General features: G+C 56.7%; 17 protein-coding genes and 1 pseudogene. 14 read left to right on the top strand and 4 right to left on the bottom strand.

Features of this window, described 5'->3' with window-relative positions:
* Positions 1 to 40: 40 nt before the first annotated feature.
* The 14 genes and pseudogenes from rplU (at position 41) to CPJ18_RS20850 (ending at position 12,094) form a co-directional block, all read left to right on the top strand.
* Positions 41 to 355, top strand: a complete 315-nt coding sequence (gene rplU / locus CPJ18_RS20915; protein WP_042620033.1) for a 50S ribosomal protein L21 — start codon at positions 41 to 43, stop codon at positions 353 to 355.
* Positions 356 to 396: 41 nt separating this feature from the next.
* Positions 397 to 666 (top strand): 50S ribosomal protein L27, encoded by a 270-nt coding sequence (gene rpmA, locus CPJ18_RS20910; RefSeq protein WP_045230877.1) that lies wholly within the window; start codon positions 397 to 399, stop codon positions 664 to 666.
* A 129-nt stretch (positions 667 to 795) separates the two neighbouring features.
* Positions 796 to 1,428: a GNAT family N-acetyltransferase gene (locus CPJ18_RS20905; protein WP_103659866.1), complete on the top strand. Its 633-nt coding sequence runs from the start codon at positions 796 to 798 to the stop codon at positions 1,426 to 1,428.
* On the top strand, positions 1,425 to 2,006 hold the full coding sequence (locus CPJ18_RS20900; protein ID WP_103659865.1) for a GNAT family N-acetyltransferase: 582 nt from the start codon (positions 1,425 to 1,427) through the stop codon (positions 2,004 to 2,006). Before CPJ18_RS20905 ends, CPJ18_RS20900 begins: the two co-directional genes overlap by 4 nt.
* A 181-nt stretch (positions 2,007 to 2,187) precedes the next feature.
* On the top strand, positions 2,188 to 3,255 hold the full coding sequence (obgE, locus tag CPJ18_RS20895) for a GTPase ObgE (protein ID WP_077121306.1): 1,068 nt from the start codon (positions 2,188 to 2,190) through the stop codon (positions 3,253 to 3,255).
* Positions 3,252 to 4,421: a glutamate 5-kinase gene (gene proB / locus CPJ18_RS20890; protein WP_103659864.1), complete on the top strand. Its 1,170-nt coding sequence runs from the start codon at positions 3,252 to 3,254 to the stop codon at positions 4,419 to 4,421. The genes obgE and proB overlap by 4 nt, the downstream gene beginning before the upstream one ends.
* The gene (locus CPJ18_RS20885) at positions 4,414 to 5,700 is read left to right on the top strand and encodes a glutamate-5-semialdehyde dehydrogenase (protein WP_167397949.1); all 1,287 of its coding nucleotides are present in this window, start codon (positions 4,414 to 4,416) and stop codon (positions 5,698 to 5,700) included. The genes proB and CPJ18_RS20885 overlap by 8 nt, the downstream gene beginning before the upstream one ends.
* 42 nt (positions 5,701 to 5,742) lie before the next feature.
* Positions 5,743 to 6,327: a nicotinate-nucleotide adenylyltransferase gene (locus tag CPJ18_RS20880; RefSeq protein WP_103659957.1), complete on the top strand. Its 585-nt coding sequence runs from the start codon at positions 5,743 to 5,745 to the stop codon at positions 6,325 to 6,327.
* Positions 6,328 to 6,422: 95 nt separating this feature from the next.
* A pseudogene (gene rsfS / locus CPJ18_RS20875) lies at positions 6,423 to 6,864 on the top strand (ribosome silencing factor).
* 102 nt (positions 6,865 to 6,966) lie between these two features.
* Positions 6,967 to 7,449: a 23S rRNA (pseudouridine(1915)-N(3))-methyltransferase RlmH gene (rlmH, locus tag CPJ18_RS20870; protein WP_103659863.1), complete on the top strand. Its 483-nt coding sequence runs from the start codon at positions 6,967 to 6,969 to the stop codon at positions 7,447 to 7,449.
* 200 nt (positions 7,450 to 7,649) lie between these two features.
* Positions 7,650 to 8,960: a murein hydrolase activator EnvC family protein gene (locus CPJ18_RS20865; protein WP_407026457.1), complete on the top strand. Its 1,311-nt coding sequence runs from the start codon at positions 7,650 to 7,652 to the stop codon at positions 8,958 to 8,960.
* The gene (locus tag CPJ18_RS20860; RefSeq protein WP_077103031.1) at positions 8,950 to 10,278 is read left to right on the top strand and encodes a S41 family peptidase; all 1,329 of its coding nucleotides are present in this window, start codon (positions 8,950 to 8,952) and stop codon (positions 10,276 to 10,278) included. Before CPJ18_RS20865 ends, CPJ18_RS20860 begins: the two co-directional genes overlap by 11 nt.
* Before the next feature lie 65 nt (positions 10,279 to 10,343).
* Positions 10,344 to 11,537 (top strand): divergent polysaccharide deacetylase family protein, encoded by a 1,194-nt coding sequence (locus tag CPJ18_RS20855; RefSeq protein WP_103659862.1) that lies wholly within the window; start codon positions 10,344 to 10,346, stop codon positions 11,535 to 11,537.
* Positions 11,538 to 11,581: 44 nt separating this feature from the next.
* Positions 11,582 to 12,094 (top strand): RNA pyrophosphohydrolase, encoded by a 513-nt coding sequence (locus CPJ18_RS20850; RefSeq protein ID WP_077121320.1) that lies wholly within the window; start codon positions 11,582 to 11,584, stop codon positions 12,092 to 12,094.
* A 55-nt stretch (positions 12,095 to 12,149) separates the two neighbouring features.
* Here the strand turns inward: CPJ18_RS20850 and bfr are convergent, their stop codons facing one another.
* From bfr to CPJ18_RS20830, 4 genes are all read right to left on the bottom strand, one after another.
* Positions 12,150 to 12,641 carry a bacterioferritin gene (gene bfr / locus CPJ18_RS20845; RefSeq protein WP_062452949.1) on the bottom strand — a complete coding sequence of 164 codons (492 nt, stop codon included), beginning with the start codon at positions 12,639 to 12,641 and terminating at the stop codon, positions 12,150 to 12,152.
* Positions 12,607 to 12,918 (bottom strand): (2Fe-2S)-binding protein, encoded by a 312-nt coding sequence (locus CPJ18_RS20840; protein ID WP_077103037.1) that lies wholly within the window; start codon positions 12,916 to 12,918, stop codon positions 12,607 to 12,609. The genes bfr and CPJ18_RS20840 overlap by 35 nt, the downstream gene beginning before the upstream one ends.
* A 242-nt stretch (positions 12,919 to 13,160) precedes the next feature.
* Positions 13,161 to 13,886, bottom strand: coding sequence for an acetoacetyl-CoA reductase (phbB, locus tag CPJ18_RS20835; protein WP_103659861.1), 726 nt, complete (start codon positions 13,884 to 13,886; stop codon positions 13,161 to 13,163).
* A 71-nt stretch (positions 13,887 to 13,957) separates the two neighbouring features.
* Positions 13,958 to 15,139: an acetyl-CoA C-acetyltransferase gene (locus CPJ18_RS20830; RefSeq protein ID WP_103659860.1), complete on the bottom strand. Its 1,182-nt coding sequence runs from the start codon at positions 15,137 to 15,139 to the stop codon at positions 13,958 to 13,960.
* Positions 15,140 to 15,237: the final 98 nt, after the last annotated feature.

Below are 15,237 nucleotides of genomic sequence, written 5' to 3'. Positions count from 1 at the left end.
ATTTGCGGGCAGAGCCGGAACGAACATGAAAGGGTAAAAAATGTTCGCAGTCATCAAGACCGGCGGTAAGCAGTACCGTGTAGCGGCCAACGACGTGCTCACAATTGAAAAATTGGAAGCAGAAGCTGGCGCAACTGTAGAATTCACCGAAGTTCTCGTGATCGGCGTTGGCGCTGACGCACAGTTCGGCGCGCCTTTCGTTGCCGGTGCAACGGTCAAGGCTGAAGTTGTTGAACACAACCGCGGCAAGAAGGTCATCGCCTTCAAGAAGCGTCGTCGTCAGAACTCCAAGCGTACGCGCGGTCATCGTCAGCATCACACCGTCGTCCGTATCACGGACATCGTTGCAGCCTAATCGGCGCGACACGGGAAACCAGGTTTTAAAGGAGAAATCCAATGGCACATAAAAAAGCTGGCGGTTCATCGCGTAACGGTCGCGATTCGAATTCCAAGCGCCTTGGCGTGAAGAAGTTCGGCGGCGAAGCCGTCATTCCAGGCAACATTATTCTGCGCCAGCGCGGAACGCAGTGGCATCCCGGCGCCAATGTTGGCCTCGGCAAAGACCACACGATTTTCGCGCTCACAGCCGGCAACGTGTCCTTCCGCTCGAAGGGCAATGGCCGCGTATACGTGTCTGTAGCACCGAAGGCGGAAGCCGCAGAATAAGCCGGTCGCGTCATATGCAGCCGGTGTCCCAATGACCCGGCTGAGACGTAACAGGTTCAGTCATAAAAAAGGGGAGTTGGGGCACCACCCAACTCCCCTTTTTTCTTAACCTCATGGAGGGACTGAACCATGCAAGCTGAATTGTTAAGGGATGACCAATCACGGTCACCCGAAGAGCGGCCGAGACCGGACCGGTCAAGGAGCGATTGCCCCGTCTTATTATCGCAAAGGCTCGTTTTGCGCGCGCCTCACGAAGAAGACATTGACGCCCTTGCCCATCTTGCCAACAACGCCAACATCGCGACCATGGTGTCGCGTATGCCGCACCCTTACACGGCCAAAGATGCCGCGGATTTCGTGCGACGTGCAAAAGTGGGCGAGATTGGCAAGTGCGTCTATGCGATTACCCGCATGGAGAACGGCGAGTTCATGGGCTGCTGCGGGCTGGAACCGCAGGAAGACGGCAAGACGCTCGAAATGGGCTATTGGCTGGGCGAGCGTTACTGGAACAATGGATACACGACAGAAGCCGCCCATGCCTTGATTGACATGGCATTCCGCACCCGTGACATCGAACAGATCGATGCACGGTGCCGCGTCACCAACATTGCCTCGCGCCGGGTCATACAAAAGTGCGGTTTCCAGCTTCAGGGTTCCGGCATGGTCGGTTCGCTGGCGTTGGGCGGCATGGTTCCGGTTGAATGGTACAGACTGGATCGCAAGACCTGGGTCTCGCTGAGAAGCTGGGGAGATATGCGATGAGCACAGCTTACTCGACACATTCCCAGCATTCGATCGTGGCCAATACTTGCCCGATATTGCAAACCCGCCGTCTGGTGCTGCGCCCGCAGCGTCTTTCGGATGCGGGGAGCATTGCGCAAGCGCTGAGTGACTTTGAGGTGACACGGATGCTGACCCGCGTTCCCGCGCCTTACCACAGGCAGGATGCCCTGGAATGGTTGCTTCTTCGCACCGTCGGCACATCGCCGGACTGGGATTTCGCCATCACATGCGGCGACGATACATTGGTTGGCGTCGTGTCCATCGAGAACCGTCGAGATGAATGGCATCTGGGATATTGGCTGAACCGTTCCCATTGGGGCCGCGGCTATATGACAGAAGCTGTCGCAATGGTGATCGGCCGCTTCTTCGAGAAAATGCCGGGCGACGTCCTATATTCGGGCGTGTTTGCGGATAATCCAGCTTCTTTGCGGGTGCAGGAGAAGCTGGGTTTCCGCATCACAGGATGCCATGAAGTTTACGCGACCCCGCGCTCGACCATGGTGACACATATCGACACGGCTGTGACTGCGAAGACATTTCGCGCGCCGCAACCCTGATCGGAACGAAAATAGGGCCGGTTTCTCACAAACCGGCCTTGCTCCACGGGCTTTCGGGCCACGATAATCTTTGACCTTGAGAGCCTGCACCTATATTTGGAGCGGCAGACCCTTTTTACAAAAAAGCAAGACCGCAAGCGTTTGCAGGAATTGCCACTAAGCTGACAGAACGGCCAAGACGATGAAATTTCTCGATGAAGCAAAAGTTTATATTCGCTCCGGCGACGGCGGTGCTGGCGCGGTTTCCTTCCGGCGCGAAAAATTCATCGAGTTCGGCGGCCCCGACGGCGGTGACGGTGGGCGCGGTGGCGATGTGTGGGTGGAGGTCGTCAATGGCCTAAACACGCTGATCGATTTCCGCTTCCAGCAGCACTTCAAGGCCACCATTGGCCAGCACGGTATGGGCCAGGGCCGCACGGGCGCGAAAGGTGCCAGCGTGGTGTTGCGCGTACCCGTTGGCACGCAGATTTTTGAAGAAGACAATGAGACGCTGATTATCGATCTGACCAAGGAAGGCCAACGGTTCCGGCTGGCTGCCGGCGGTAATGGCGGCTTCGGCAATGCCTATTTCAAGTCTTCGACCAATCAGGCCCCGACGCACGCCAACCCCGGGCTTGCCGGTGAGGAAAAGATGATCTGGCTTCGCCTGAAGCTGATTGCTGATGCGGGTCTGGTTGGCCTTCCCAATGCGGGCAAATCAACGTTTCTCGCGACTGTTACGCGTGCGCGTCCAAAAATCGCCAACTATCCCTTCACCACGCTGCACCCCAATCTGGGTGTTGCCACGATTGACGGCCGTGAATTCGTTCTGGCCGATATTCCGGGCCTGATCGAAGGCGCGCATGAAGGCGTTGGTATTGGCGACCGTTTCCTGGGTCACGTTGAGCGCACCCGCGTCCTGCTGCACCTCGTTTCGGCACAGGAAGAGAATGTTGGTAAGGCTTACAAGACCGTCAAACGTGAGCTTGCTGCTTATGGTGGCGGGTTGACCGACAAGCCTGAAATCGTGGCGCTTTCGCAAATCGACGTGCTGGACGAAAAGGAATTGAAGAAGAAGGCAAAGGAGCTGGAGAAGGCTTGTGGCCGTCCGCCGCTTCTTCTGTCTGCTGCCGCCCATCTCGGTATGCTCGAAACCCTTCGTGAGCTTCGCGATATCATCGTGTCCGACAGCCGTGGCGGCGATACCGCCATGCCTGATCGCTCCATGCCAGTCGAAGACGAGATCGAGGATGGAGACGACCGCCTATGACATTGGCGCGAAAATCTCTCGGTAGCCACCACCGTATCGTCATCAAGATCGGCTCTGCCCTTCTGGTTGACCGTGCGAGCGGCCTGAAAAAGGAATGGCTGGATGCGATTTGCGAGGATATCGCGGCGCTGAAAGCCAATGGTGCCGATGTGCAGGTCGTGTCATCAGGTGCAATCGCGCTTGGGCGCACAGTCTTGGGCCTACCCTCGGGACCGCTGAAGCTTGAGGAAAGCCAGGCGGCAGCGGCCGTAGGCCAGATTGCGTTGGCACGTGCATGGTCGGAAAGTCTCTCCAAACACGACATCGTCGCGGGCCAAATCCTGCTGACGCTGTCTGACACCGAAGAACGTCGCCGCTATCTCAACGCCCGTGCAACGATCAACCAGCTTTTAAAACTCGGGGCCATCCCGATCATCAACGAAAACGACACGGTTGCGACGACGGAAATCCGCTATGGCGACAATGACCGTCTGGCGGCCCGCGTGGCGACGATGACGGGTGCGGATCTGCTGGTTTTGCTGTCGGATATAGACGGGCTCTACACCGCACCGCCGCATCTCGATCCCGATGCCCAGTTTCTGGAAACGATTGCCAAGATCACGCCAGAGATCGAAGCCATGGCGGGTGGGGCTGCGTCTGAGTTTTCGCGTGGCGGTATGCGCACAAAGATCGATGCGGGCAAGATCGCGACGGCCGCCGGTTGCGGCATGATCATCGCGTCCGGCAAAACGCTCAACCCGCTGAAAGCCATCGAGAACGGAACACGTTCGTCATGGTTTGCACCGTCTGGAACGCCCGTCACGGCCCGCAAGACCTGGATTGCCGGACAGCTTCAGCCCGTTGGCGAGTTGCATGTGGATGCAGGTGCTGAAAAGGCGCTCTATGACGGTAAAAGTCTTCTTCCCGCCGGTGTGACGCTCGTAAAAGGTAATTTCGGTCGTGGTGATGCAGTTGTCATCATGGGCGCGCAAGGTCGGGAAATCGCCCGGGGTCTTGCCGGTTACGATGATGACGAAGCGCGCCAGATCAACGGTCACAAGTCTAACGAGATCGAGGCGATCCTCGGTTATGTCGGTCGTGCCGCGATGATCCACCGTGACGATCTGGTGATGACGGGTCTTTCCGTCAAACTGAAAAATGCAAACAAGGATGAAGTCGATGCCTGAACAGGCCGTGAAGCAGAGCCATGATATCGAAACGCTGATGATGTCCATCGGCGCTCAGGCAAAAGCTGCTTCGCGACCTCTGTCCATTGCCAGCCCCGAGCAGAAGAACCGCGCTTTACTGGCCATGGCCTCTGCCATAGAAGCTGCGACGGGCAAAATCCTTGATGCCAATGCCAAGGATATGGTGGCTGCCGAAAGTGCAGGCGTTGCCGCGTCCTTCATCGATCGCTTGAAACTGGATGATGCGAGAATTGCCAGCATCGCAGAAGGCATTCGCTCCGTCGCTGCACTGGCCGACCCCGTTGGCGAGGTCATAGCGGCATGGGATCGTCCAAACGGCCTTAAGATCGAGCGCGTTCGCACGCCGCTCGGTGTGATCGGCGTCATCTATGAAAGCCGCCCGAACGTGACGGCAGACGCGGGTGCGCTTTGTCTGAAGGCAGGGAACGCCGTGATCCTGCGCGGCGGTTCGGACTCGCAATATTCATCGCGTGCTATCCATGCCTGCCTGGTCGAAGGCCTGAAGATCGCAGGTCTCCCAGAGCATGCTATCCAACTCGTGCCGGTGACGGATCGTGCAGCCGTCGGCAGTCTGCTGGGCGGGCTTGGCGGCACTGTTGATGTCATCGTTCCTCGTGGAGGCAAAAGTCTCGTAGCGCGTGTTCAGTCGGAAGCCCGCGTTCCCGTCTTTGCGCATTTGGAAGGCATCTGCCACGTCTATGTCGATAAATCCGCCGATCTGGAGATGGCGCGGAAACTCGTTCTGAACTCCAAGATGCGCCGCACGGGCATCTGTGGCTCGGCTGAAACACTGCTCGTTGATGCGGCGGCCGTTTCCACGCATCTGAAGCCGTTGATCAAGGTTCTGATCGACGGCGGTTGTGAGGTTCGCGGATCGCAAGCCGTTCTGAATGTCGTTGACGGCGTTACGGCTGCGACAGAGGAAGACTGGCGCACGGAATATCTCGATGCGATCATCTCGGTCGCCGTGGTGGACGGCATCTCCGGTGCCATCGCGCATATTGGCAAATATTCCTCCAATCACACGGAGGCAATCATTGCTGAAGACACAGAGGTAGTCGAACGTTTCTTCAACGAGATTGATTCGGCCATTCTGCTGCACAACGCTTCCACGCAATTTGCCGATGGCGGAGAATTCGGCATGGGCGCGGAAATCGGCATCGCCACCGGCAAGATGCATGCGCGCGGCCCTGTCGGCGTCGAGCAGCTGACGTCCTTCAAATACCGTGTGCATGGCACCGGCCAAACGCGGGCCTGATATTTGACCGCGGATCATGGCCTGGAAAAACGCTATCTGACCATGCCGCACACGGAGCGCGGCATGGTGATTGGTTTGTTTGGCGGTTCGTTCAATCCGCCCCATGCCGGTCATGCGTTGGTTGCTGAAATTGCATTGCGGCGGCTGGGTCTCGATCAACTCTGGTGGATGGTGACGCCGGGCAATCCCTTAAAAAACAAGGCCGATCTTGCGCCTCTGGCGTCCCGTATCGACGCCTGTGAAAAGCTGATCTCCGACCCGCGCGTCAAGGTGACCGCCTTCGAACAATCCTTCGGCGTTACATATACGGCCAACACGCTTCGCCTGATAAAAGCGAAGAACCCCCACGTCCGGTTCATCTGGATCATGGGTGCGGATAATCTGCGCAACTTTCATCGCTGGCAGAACTGGCGCAAGATTGCCGAAACCTTTCCGATTGCCGTCATCGACAGGCCAGGTGCAACGCTTGCCTATTTGTCCTCCACCATGGCGCAGGCCTACAGCCAAGCCCGCGTGGACGAAGATGATGCCGGTGTCCTCTGGACGAAAACCGCGCCAGCCTGGATTTTCATTCACGGCCCGCGGTCCACATTGAGTTCCACAGCGCTGCGCAACGAGCATAGATGAAGTAGGCGAGGTACTGACCTTGCCCACATCTTGAAAAGTTAACGCTTTGATGCCACCTTATTTGTGTGGCGCACAGAATCGTTGCGTCACAGTATCTGGTTTGTCATTTCGAGAGGAAAACAACTGACAACAGTACACACCAAGGGAAGAGCTTTCAGCGCTATCCCAAAGAGCATGGAGAGTGGCGTTGATGCTGCCCGTCGTGCCCTCGGAACCGTCCTTGCAAGTGTCGAGGACTCCAAAGCAGAAGACATCGTTTACCTGAACATTGCCGGAAAATCGGCGCTTGCGGACTACATGGTTGTGGTTTCCGGGCGCTCGAACAGGCATGTCTCGGCGATTTGCGAACATCTCATGTCCGATATGAAGGATGAGGGCTTCGGCCATTCGCGTATCGAGGGCCTCGAAAACGGCGATTGGGTCGTGATCGACTCTGGCGATGTCATCATTCACGTGTTCCGTCCTGAAGTCCGAGCGTTCTACAACATCGAAAAGATGTGGGCCGCTCCTGATATCGAGGAAGAAACGTTGCACTGATGCGGCCTTCGGGTGACGCAGACGCTTCGCCCGCATAGGAATCCGCAGCCTGTCCTGCTAAGAGCGCAACTGGCAACATTTGCGATATGGATGGATGTGTGAATGCGGATTTCGATTTTTGCGGTGGGACGGCTCAAATCCGGCCCTGAAAAGGATCTTGCGTCTCGTTATCTCGACCGTTTTGCCAAAACCGGTCCGGCAATCGGGCTGGAATTCTCGCGCATCATCGAGGTCGCGGAAAGCCGTGCTTCGAACGCTGAGACACGCAAACGTGAAGAAGCGGCCATGCTGGAGAAGCATTTGGCCGACGGTGCTGCTCTCATTCTGCTCGATGAGCGTGGCAAGGCGCTCGATAGTCCCGGCTTTGCAGAGCTTTTTGGAAACCTTCGCGATGGCGGCAAGCGTGACCTTGTGATTGCCATTGGCGGAGCAGATGGTCTCGACCCCCAGCTTTATGACAAGGCAACAGTCACTCTTTGCCTAGGTAAACTCACCTGGCCGCATCAGTTGGTGCGCATCCTGATCGCTGAACAACTCTACCGCACCGTCACGATTCTCTCTGGCCACCCCTATCACCGCGTCTGAAGTTTCGTGTAAAGCCGCCATCATATCGACAAGCGACAGGTGCCTATTGGCGCGAAGCGGCGAAGCAGCGTATGGTCGCCAAACTTTTCGGCGGTTAAACATTTCCAATGGTAAATATATGCGGCAAAAACAGGTGGACGGCCTTTTCGGGCGTGATCCTGGCTGTCTGCATGGTCGCGTCCTATCCATCTGGTAAGGCCATGGCGCTGGAAGACGCGCCGCCGACACTTTCACACGATACCACACCGCCTGATGAACTGGATGCGCTGGAAAAACGCCGCGATCAGAACCGCGAGGATTTGCAGGCACTTGTCGACAGTATCGGTCTTTCCGAAGACAAGGCGCGCCAGCTTCAAGACAGCATAGCCGCTCTCAACCAGGATACGAGCCGCATCAAGGACGAGTTGATTGCCTCGGCCGGGCGTCGCAAAGACCTTGAAGGGAAGATCAGCGACGGCGAGGACCGGCTCGCCAAGCTCAGCGTCCGAGAAGATGCCGTCAAAACATCCTTGAGGGAACGACGCGGTGTGCTGGCCGAAGTGCTGGCCGCTCTTCAACGCATGGGCCGTAATCCCCCTCCCGCCCTTCTCGTTTCACCCGAAGATGCCTTGGCATCGGTGCGCAGCGCCATTCTTTTAGGGGCCGTCGTTCCGGGCATCCGTAGCGAGACGGACAAGCTGATTTCTGCTCTCAAAGAGTTGACTGATCTGCGCCAAGCGATTGCGCTTGAGAAAGAACAGCTGACGAGCACCATGACCGCAAGCCTGGAAGAGGAAAAGCGACTCGATTTGCTGCGTTTGGAAAATGAGAAACGCAACAGCCAGACGGCCAGCGAACTTGAGGCAGAACACAAGCGTTCTGAAGAGCTTGCGAGCAAGGCAACCAGCCTTGAAGGACTGGTTTCATCGCTTGAAAACGAGATTTCTTCGGTGCGCGAGGCGAAAGAAAAAGAGCGCCTGGAGCAGGAGCGGATAGCCTCTCTACCACCAGCGGAACGGGACAAATTGCAGGCCCAGACCGAGGCCGGAATGCCCGATAAAAACCGCATTGCGCCCGCATATCCGTTTTCGAGTCTGAAGGGTAAATTGGCGTTGCCAGTTTCCGGAGATGTGCTGCGACGGTTCGGCGATGCCGATGGTACGGGACATTTTTCCAAGGGAACGGTTGTTGCGACTGGCCCGGAAGCGCTGGTAACGGCACCTGCCGATGGTTTCGTGGTTTTCGCCGGGGAATTTCGCAGTTACGGCCGAATGATTATTCTCAATACGGGTGACGGTTATCACCTTGTGCTGACGGGCATGGACAATGTGAGGACGAGACAGGGCATGTTTGTGTTCTCCGGCGAACCGATTGCCTCCATGGGTACGAAAAGAGTGGCAAGTGCAGCAGCATTGGCGCTGGAAACTGACAAGCCGACGCTTTACATTGAATTCAGGAAAGACGGCGTACCGGTTGATTCTCAACCTTGGTGGACCGCAAAAAATACCGGAAGGGCGCGCAATGATTCGTAAGGCTTCACTTCTCATTATCGGTGGACTTATGGGTGCCACAGCGATGAGCGTTATCTACTCGGCAAGCATGCCGGCACAGGCTGCTGGCCCTTCGACCTATAAGGAGCTGTCGATTTTTGGTGACGTGTTTGAGCGTGTACGCGCCCAATATGTGACGCCACCCGATGACAAGAAGCTCGTTGAAAACGCCATCAATGGCATGCTGAGCTCGCTCGATCCCCATTCCAGCTTCCTAAATGCACAGGACGCCACAGACATGCGCACCCAGACAAAGGGTGAATTCGGCGGTCTCGGCATTGAAGTGACGATGGAAAACGAGCTGGTTAAAGTCATCTCGCCTATGGATGACACGCCCGCTGCCAAGGCTGGTATTCTGGCCGGCGACTATATCTCCGAAATCGATGGTGCCCCAGTCCGTGGGCTGAAGCTTGAAGAAGCCGTCGAAAAGATGCGCGGTGCCGTCAAGACCCCTATTAAGTTGACGGTTATCCGTCAGGGCGCAGACAAGCCGCTCGACTTTACCGTCATGCGTGACATCATCGCCGTCCGTGCGGTCAAGTCGCGTGTTGAAGGTGGTGATATCGGTTACTTGCGTGTGATCTCCTTCACCGAGAAGACCTATGATGATCTCGAAAAGGCAATCAAGAAAATCAAGGAAGACGTGCCCGCCGACAAGCTGAAGGGTTACGTCCTCGATCTGCGCCTCAACCCAGGCGGTTTGCTGGATCAGGCGATCAATGTTTCCGACGCCTTCCTAGAACGCGGCGAAGTCGTATCGACCCGCGGTCGTAACCCGGAAGAGACCCGTCGCTTCAACGCGACTGCAGGCGATCTGACCGATGGAAAACCCGTGATCGTTCTCGTCAACGGTGGTTCCGCATCCGCATCGGAAATCGTAGCCGGTGCGTTGCAGGACCTGCGCCGCGCGACCGTTGTCGGCACGCGTTCCTTCGGTAAGGGTTCCGTGCAGACGATCATTCCTCTTGGCGACACCGGCGCGCTTCGTCTGACGACGGCGCTCTATTACACGCCATCGGGTAAGTCTATCCAGGGCACGGGCATCACGCCTGACATCAAGGTCGATCAGCCATTGCCGGAAGAGCTTCAGGGACGTGTCCGTGCGGAAGGCGAATCCAGCCTGCGTGGCCATATTCAGGGCCAGAGCGAGACGGATGAAGGTTCCGGTTCGGCAGCTTACGTTCCGCCGGAAACAAAGGATGATATCCAGCTCAATTACGCGATGGATCTTCTCCACGGCACCAAGACGGACCCATCCTTCCCGCCAAATCCTGATAAGGCTGTGGTCAACAAGCAATAAGATTCAAGGGCATGGGTCAAACCCATGCCTGTTTGCCCAGCGATCAGTCAGTTACGGATAGACCATTGTCTTCAGACCTGCGCAAACCGCTCATGGGTCGACAAAGAAAAAAAAGCGCCGGAACGTTCCGGCGCTTTTCTGCGCTTGGAGTTATGGTCCTTGCCGTGGCGAGTATTGGCGGTTTTTCTGTCTATACCGCCATGTCCCCCGGCAATCTTGAAGGCAACTCTACGGCCCCGGATGTCGGGCTGACAGAAGCAGAGCCGTCAAATAATGACGCTGCGCAGACATCAGCGCCGCCGAAAGATGGCTTGGCACCACAAAGCGGTCGCTCAGGTGCAAACGTCCAGAAAAATACGATGCCGGATGGCAATGTCGTCTCCATCTTCTCGCCGCGCACACGCGAAAACGATGGCCCTGTCCTGATGACCGGACAGACCTATGGGCAAGATTTGCGGATTGCAGCCCAACCCAACGAGGATTTGCTGGAAGATACCGCATTTGGTCGGCTGCCAAAGATCGGCACCGACGGCCTTCGCCCCATGGAGCAATATGCCCGGCCATGGTCAGGTGCCAGAGGCACACGCATCGCCATCGTGGTCGGCGGCTTGGGCCTGAGCCAGACCGGCACGCAAAAAGCCATTCGCGACCTGCCGCCAGAAGTAACACTCGGTTTCGCCGCCAGCGGCAACAGTCTGCAGCGCTGGATGCAGGAAAGCCGGCGCGAGGGCCACGAGATCCTGCTTCAGGTCCCGTTCGAACCCTTCGGCTATCCCGGCACCAATCCGGGCGCGGATACTCTGCTTGTCGCAGATCCGGCCAAGATCAATCTCGAACGCCTACACCGGTCCATGGCGAAGATCACCAATTATACCGGCGTCATGAATTATCTCGGTGGGCGGCTGATGGCGGATGAAAAGACGCTGGAGCCGGTCATGCGTGACATCGGCAAGCGTGGTCTGCTGTTCCTCGATGATGGGTCTTCTGCCCAATCCAAGACGGCCTCCATAGCCAAGGCACTGTCGGCTCCGACAGGCTTCGCCGATCTGCAATTGGACGATCAGGTCAATGAGGCATCGATATTGCGCAAGCTGGATGATCTGGAACGAATAGCCCGCCGCAATGGCTCGGCAATCGGCGTTGCCTCTGCATTTGACGAGAGCATCGCTGCGATTTCCAAATGGTCGGTGGAAGCTGCCGGTCGCGGCATCGAAATCGTCGGAGTTTCCGCGCTTGTTTCCGATAAGGCCGAACAGTAAATCTCTCGCACTCTCTCTGCGAAACCCTCACGAGTAGGTTCAAGATGACGATCAAAGCGGACGACCTTCCCTACCGCCCCTGCGCGGGCATCATGGTTCTCAATGCCGAAGGGCTGGTCTGGGCCGGACGCCGCATTTCCCAAGGTAACTCGGAATTTGATGGCTCTCCCCAACTCTGGCAGATGCCGCAAGGCGGCATTGATGATGGTGAGAAGCCTTTGCTGGCTGCCATCCGTGAACTCTACGAGGAAACCGGCATGAAGACCGTTTCGCTTCTGGCCGAAGCGAAAGACTGGATCCATTACGATCTCCCGCCGCAACTGCTCGGCATCGGCCTCAGAGGCAAATATCGTGGTCAGGCGCAGCGCTGGTTTGCTTTTCGCTTCGAGGGCGACGAAAGTGAAATCCAGATCAACCCGCCGCCGACAGGCCACGAGGCCGAATTCGATGAGTGGGCTTGGAAACCGATGGAAAGTCTGCCGGACCTGATCGTACCCTTCAAGCGCGGCGTTTACGAGCAGGTCGTTGCAGAATTCCGGCATCTGGTAGCCAAGTAATCGCAACAAAAAAGGCGGCAAGAATGCCGCCTTTTTCAATTCTGCAATGATCGCGTCACTCGGACTCGGCAGCATCCGCGGAGTCGGCGTTAAGCTGGCCGTATTTCGCTTCGCCGATCTTGTTGAGAAGATCGAGCTGCGTTTCGAGGAAGTCGATGTGACCTTCTTCATCGATCAGCAGCGTTTCGAACAGCTTCATGGAAACATAGTCGCCAGCGTCGTGACAGATGTCGCGGGACTTCTTGTAAGCCGTGCGCGCGTCATATTCGCCCGCGAGATCCGCTTCCAGCACTTCCTTGACGTTCTGGCCAATGCGCAGCGGCGCAACGGTCTGGAGGTTAGGATGACCTTCGAGGAAGATGATACGGTCGATGATCTTGTCCGCGTGCTGCATCTCTTCGATGGATTCGGCACGCTCTTTTTTGGCGAGCTTTGTGTAGCCCCAGTCGTTCAGCAGTCGGTAATGCAGCCAGTACTGGTTGACCGCACCGAGTTCGAGGAACAATGCCTCGTTAAGCTGCTCGATGACTCTTGTGTCGCCTTTCAATGTCCGCTCTCCTGTTGTCTTCATGCAATTGTCTCAGGCGGGACATAAAATCAAAAACATCGGCCTCCGTCGAGTGCCGACGGGCATGATATTCTTCTGTCGTCTTGATAATCAGTTCGACAACCGAGGGAAAGCAGCCGCAGCAGCGCCCGCGTTTCTCCATCGCGTGGTACACCTTGGCAGGAACGATGAGCTGCCAACAGTCATCATCAAGCATCTCGTTGATGACGTCGCGAATGTCTTTATCGGTGATGTAATTGCAGCTGCAAACGAGCATGGTACTTTGCCTGTGTGACGCAACACGTTGTTTTCATTCTTAAACCAAAACAGGATAGTCAGTGTCAAGAAAAAGATATCCAGTAAAACCGCCGCATTATTTAGAGTCGTTCTAAACTTAACAAAAATCCTCGTATTTTCATTTAGTTAGCATCTTCTTGCGGACGAGATGGGGAATTCAAGTTTTCGTCAGCGTTGCAAAATCCTCACCGTCGATCACGGAAAGTTTACTGACTTTAGCCCCTAGGCAAAATACTGCCCGCCATTGGCGGTCAATGTCGAGCCGGTGATGAAGCCAGCATTATCGGCAGCTAGAAACAGCGCACAGCGCGCGATCTCTTCCGGTTCCCCCAATCGTCCGACAGGAATTTGCGGCAGAATACGTTCATTCAACACATTCTCCGGCACGGCACGCACCATTTCCGTTCCGATATAGCCGGGGCAAATGGCGTTGACGGTGATGTTTCGGGAAGCACCTTCCTGGGCCAGCGCCTTGGTGAACCCGATGTCGCCCGCCTTGGCTGCCGAGTAATTGACCTGCCCTGCCTGGCCCTTTTGTCCGTTAATGGAGGAAATATTGACGATGCGTCCAAAGTCGCGTTCACGCATGCCGGGCCATATGGGATGCGTCATATTGAAGACACCGGTGAGATTGGTATCGATCACCTCGCGCCACTGCTGCGGCGACATTTTATGAAACATCGCATCGCGGGTGATGCCAGCGTTGTTGACCAGAATTTCGATCGGACCGAGGTCGCCCTCGACGTTGGCAATACCGGCGACGCAGGCATCGTAATCGCGAATATCCCAGCAATAGGCAGGAATGCCGGTTTCACGGCGAAACTGCTCGGCACGGTCTTCCGTGAACGCGTAATTGACCGCGACCCTGTAGCCTTCAGCATGAAAAGCCTTGGCGATGGCCGCACCAATACCGCTCGTACCGCCCGTTATCAACGCAACCCGGCTCATCTCAAGGCCTCCTTTGTTTGTCTGTGTCAGCCTTTAGATGTCTCAAAGTGGCATTTCAATGATGGCGGCCGTTACAGGCCTTCGAGACACATGGCCACGCCCATGCCACCACCGATGCACAATGTCACTAGTCCCTTTTTGGCGCTGCGGCGCTTCATTTCGAACAGCAGCGTGTTGAGAACACGCGCACCCGATGCGCCGATGGGATGGCCGATGGCAATCGCGCCGCCATTGACGTTGACGATGTCAGGGTCAAGCCCAAGATCGCGCACCACGGCACAGGATTGCGCCGCAAAAGCCTCATTCGCTTCAACGAGGTCCAGGTCGGCGATCGACCATCCCGCTTTTGCCAATGCCTTGCGCGATGCGGGGATGGGACCGGTTCCCATGATCTGCGGATCGACACCTGCCGTGGCCCAAGACGCGATGCGCGCCAGAGGCTGAAGGCCACGCTTTTCCGCTTCTGCTTCGGTCATCAACAGCACGGCAGCGGCACCATCGTTGAGACCAGAGGCGTTACCCGCGGTGACCGTACCGTCCTTGTCAAAAGCCGGGCGCAATTTGGACATGGTATCGAGCGAAGCGCCAGCGCGGATATATTCATCTGCATCGACCGTAACATCGCTTTTGCGGCCCTTGATGATGAAGGGAACGATCTCATCGGCAAAACGGCCTGCGGCCTGCGCGGCCTCGGCGCGGTTTTGGGAGGTTACGGCAAACTGGTCCTGTTCATCACGCGACAGCTGCCATTTTTCAGCGATATTTTCAGCCGTGATGCCCATGTGATACCCGTAGAAGGCATCGGTCAGGCCATCACTCAACATGGTATCGATCATCTTGAAATCACCCATCTTGACGCCGCCGCGCAGATGCGCGCAGTGCGGTGCCATGGACATGGATTCCTGCCCGCCAGCAATGATGATCGAGGCATCACCTGTTGCGATCTGCTGCATGCCCAGCGCTACGGCTCGCAGGCCAGATCCGCACAGCTGGTTGATACCGAAGGCGGTGGCCTCCTGGGGAATGCCCGCTTTCATCGCGGCCTGACGTGCGGGGTTCTGACCTTCGCCGGCAGTCAGCACCTGACCGAGAATGACCTCATCAACCTCGCTCGCAGCAACACCTGCACGCTCCAGAACGGCTTTAACCACGGCCGCACCCAGTTCGTGCGCAGGCGTGTTGGCAAAGCTGCCGTTGAAAGAGCCGACTGCCGTGCGCGCCGCGCTGACAATGACGATTGAAGGCGAAGTCATTCAGTTATCTCCCATTTCTCGGGCGGGAGATTGTCAAAGCTTCAAGCTCAAGTCAAACAATCTCCCCTGACAGCTCCGCCAAGATGTTTCCGGATAAA

The sequence above is a fragment of the Agrobacterium rosae genome (assembly GCF_002915175.1).
Lineage (GTDB): Bacteria > Pseudomonadota > Alphaproteobacteria > Rhizobiales > Rhizobiaceae > Agrobacterium > Agrobacterium rosae.
Note: the sequence above shows the minus strand (reverse complement) of the source record. Positions and strands in the feature narration are given on the sequence as shown.

What these genes read in the sequence shown, in the direction of transcription:
- CPJ18_RS20830 (WP_103659860.1), bottom strand. Translation starts at nt 15,139, where the DNA reads ATGACTTCGCCTTCAATCGTCATTGTCAGCGCGGCGCGCACGGCAGTC.
- CPJ18_RS20865 (WP_407026457.1), top strand. Translation starts at nt 7,650, where the DNA reads ATGGCGCTGGAAGACGCGCCGCCGACACTTTCACACGATACCACACCG.
- rplU (WP_042620033.1), top strand. Translation starts at nt 41, where the DNA reads ATGTTCGCAGTCATCAAGACCGGCGGTAAGCAGTACCGTGTAGCGGCC.
- CPJ18_RS20880 (WP_103659957.1), top strand. Translation starts at nt 5,743, where the DNA reads ATGCCGCACACGGAGCGCGGCATGGTGATTGGTTTGTTTGGCGGTTCG.
- rlmH (WP_103659863.1), top strand. Translation starts at nt 6,967, where the DNA reads ATGCGGATTTCGATTTTTGCGGTGGGACGGCTCAAATCCGGCCCTGAA.
- CPJ18_RS20850 (WP_077121320.1), top strand. Translation starts at nt 11,582, where the DNA reads ATGACGATCAAAGCGGACGACCTTCCCTACCGCCCCTGCGCGGGCATC.
- obgE (WP_077121306.1), top strand. Translation starts at nt 2,188, where the DNA reads ATGAAATTTCTCGATGAAGCAAAAGTTTATATTCGCTCCGGCGACGGC.
- CPJ18_RS20900 (WP_103659865.1), top strand. Translation starts at nt 1,425, where the DNA reads ATGAGCACAGCTTACTCGACACATTCCCAGCATTCGATCGTGGCCAAT.
- CPJ18_RS20905 (WP_103659866.1), top strand. Translation starts at nt 796, where the DNA reads ATGCAAGCTGAATTGTTAAGGGATGACCAATCACGGTCACCCGAAGAG.
- CPJ18_RS20840 (WP_077103037.1), bottom strand. Translation starts at nt 12,918, where the DNA reads ATGCTCGTTTGCAGCTGCAATTACATCACCGATAAAGACATTCGCGAC.
- phbB (WP_103659861.1), bottom strand. Translation starts at nt 13,886, where the DNA reads ATGAGCCGGGTTGCGTTGATAACGGGCGGTACGAGCGGTATTGGTGCG.
- rpmA (WP_045230877.1), top strand. Translation starts at nt 397, where the DNA reads ATGGCACATAAAAAAGCTGGCGGTTCATCGCGTAACGGTCGCGATTCG.
- CPJ18_RS20885 (WP_167397949.1), top strand. Translation starts at nt 4,414, where the DNA reads ATGCCTGAACAGGCCGTGAAGCAGAGCCATGATATCGAAACGCTGATG.
- CPJ18_RS20860 (WP_077103031.1), top strand. Translation starts at nt 8,950, where the DNA reads ATGATTCGTAAGGCTTCACTTCTCATTATCGGTGGACTTATGGGTGCC.
- proB (WP_103659864.1), top strand. Translation starts at nt 3,252, where the DNA reads ATGACATTGGCGCGAAAATCTCTCGGTAGCCACCACCGTATCGTCATC.